This is a genomic window from Micromonospora sp. KC207 (genome assembly GCF_004348615.1).
GTDB lineage: Bacteria > Actinomycetota > Actinomycetes > Mycobacteriales > Micromonosporaceae > Micromonospora.
The window spans coordinates 1-2,155 of sequence record NZ_SMKJ01000528.1; the positions used below are offsets into that span (position 1 = coordinate 1).

A 2,155-nucleotide genomic window follows, 5' to 3' on the forward strand; every position below is an offset into this window, starting at 1 on the left:
GGACGACTTCCTTGAGGCTCTCCGTCTGCGCGTTGGTCTGCAGATAGTCCGCCCGGATCGCCGCCTCGTCCACCCCCAGCGCGGTGAGCAGCACCACCGACAGCCAGCCAGTACGGTCCTTGCCGGCCGAGCAGTGGAACAACAGCGGCAGGTTGCCCGCGTCGGCGGCCAGCCGGGCCGCCCCGCCGAAGCCCGCCCGGCCGCCACCCCCGTGACGAACCAGCGGTAGATCTCCGCCATCGCCGCCGGGCTGCCCTGTAGGGCCAGCGCCGTCTCGGCGCGCAGGTCGTGCCCGAGCAGCACCTCCGACACGGCCGTGAAGACCGGGTGCGCCGGGTCGTACACCGGCAGGCGCACCACCCGGGGCTCGCCGGGCAACCGGTTCGGCGGGGCCGCCGCGATCTCCGAGTCGTCGCGCAGGTCCACCACGCACGCCGGGGCGAGCTTCCCCAGCACCGGCAGGTCGTCGTCGGTCAACCGGCCCAGCGCCGGAGTCCGAATCAGCCGGCCCGCCCGCACCCGGCGGCCGTCGGCCCCCACCATGCCGCCGAGGTCACGCGCGTTCGGCGCACCCACCAGCTCCCAGTCTCGCCCGCCCATCCGGCCTCCCCTGTCGTCGCCACGCCCCCTATAGGGTGCCGCACATGACGATCACCGCGGTACGCACCCACCGGCTGTCCGCGCCCCTGCACACCCCGTTCGTGACCGCGCTGCGCCGTACCACCACCACGGACACCCTGATCGTGGAGCTCGTCGACAGCGACGGGCGGTCCGGCTTCGGCGAGGCCCCGCAGGTGTGGCAGGTGACCGGGGCGTCGCTGGCCGGCGCCGAGGCGTGCGTACGGGAGATGCTCGTGCCGGGCCTGGCCGGCCGGGACGCCGACGACCTCGCCGCCCGGTGCGCCGAGGTACGGCGCGCGGTGGCCGGCAACGAGGCCGCCAAGGCGGCGGTGGACACCGCGCTGCACGACCTGGCCGCGCGCCGGCTGGGCATACCCCTGGTGCGACTGCTCGGCGGCACCACACTGCGGGTGCCGACGGACGTCACCCTCGCCGCGGGCGACGCCACCGAACTGGCCGCCGCCGCCCGGCAGCGGTGGGGCGAGGGGTTCTCCGTGCTCAAGCTGAAGGTGGGCACCGACGCGGCGGGCGACCTGGAGCGGGTCCGGGCGGTCCGGGCCGCCGTCGGCCCCGACGTGCGCATCCGGCTCGACGCCAACCAGGGCTGGACCCCCCGCGAGGCGGTCCGGGTGATCCGCGGCATCGAGGACGCCGGACTCGACGTCGAACTGGTGGAGCAGCCGGTGGCCCGCTGGGACCTCGACGGGCTGGCCTGGGTCAGTGACCGGGTCGGCCTGCCGGTCCTGGCCGACGAGTCGGTGTTCGGCGTGCGCGACCTGGTGGAGGTGATCCGCCGCCGCGCCGCCGACATGGTCAACGTCAAGCTGGCCAAGTGCGGTGGACTGCACGCCGCCCGCACGCTGCTGGACCTGGCGGCCGAGCACGGAATCGGCACCATAGTCGGCTCGATGATGGAGAGCCAGGTCGGGCTCGGCGCCGCAGCCAGCCTGGTCGCCGCGTACGGGACCAGCGCCGTCTCCGACCTCGACGCCGCCTGGTGGCTGGCCTGGTCGCCCGTGCGTGGCGGCATCCGGTACGACGGGGCGAGCGTGGTGCTGCCGGACGCGCCCGGCCTCGGCATCACCTTCGCACCTGAAGCAAAGGTTCAGACGTTGGGTTGAGCCCTGGCGCTTTCTTTCATAGGGTCGCGGCAGGGACGCCGCGAGCTGGGGGTGGACGTGGAGCTGCAACCAGGCCGCGTGGCCGTCGTCCGGGTCGCGGTCGCGACCCTCTGGTCCTGCCCCGAGGCGGTGCGCCCCGTCGACCGCCCCGCCCTCGACGCGCATGCCGACGTCGCCGCCTGGATCTCCGGCATGGACGCCGACCAGCAGGTCGGCGAGTGCGTGCTGAGCCAACTGCTGCTCGGCGAACGGGTAATGGTCACCGAGCTGCGCCCGGACGGCTGGGCACACGTCGTGGCCATCGAGCAACCGGCGGCCCAGCTCGACCCGCGCGGCTACCCCGGCTGGCTGCCCACGGGCCAACTCGCCCCGCAACCCGCCGACGCCCCGGTTCTCCCGGCCGCCCCCTGGGT

The 2,155-nt window shown here is 74.8% G+C and carries 1 protein-coding gene and 2 pseudogenes; 2 read left to right on the plus strand and 1 reads right to left on the minus strand.

The window, feature by feature from the left end:
• A pseudogene (locus tag E1258_RS32125) lies at positions 1–600 on the minus strand (tyrosine-protein phosphatase); the annotation flags it as partial.
• Positions 601–644: 44 nt separating this feature from the next.
• On the opposite strand from E1258_RS32125, the gene E1258_RS32130 reads away from it, so the two are divergent.
• A complete protein-coding gene (locus E1258_RS32130) occupies positions 645–1,742 on the plus strand; it encodes a mandelate racemase/muconate lactonizing enzyme family protein (protein ID WP_132407674.1) in 1,098 nt (365 codons plus the stop codon).
• Between the two features lie 57 nt (positions 1,743–1,799).
• Positions 1,800–2,155, plus strand: a pseudogene (locus E1258_RS32135) (glycoside hydrolase); the annotation flags it as partial.

Bases quoted from the DNA above. Each gene is read 5' to 3' on its own strand.
- E1258_RS32130 (WP_132407674.1), top strand. From the start codon at position 645: ATGACGATCACCGCGGTACGCACCCACCGGCTGTCCGCGCCCCTGCAC.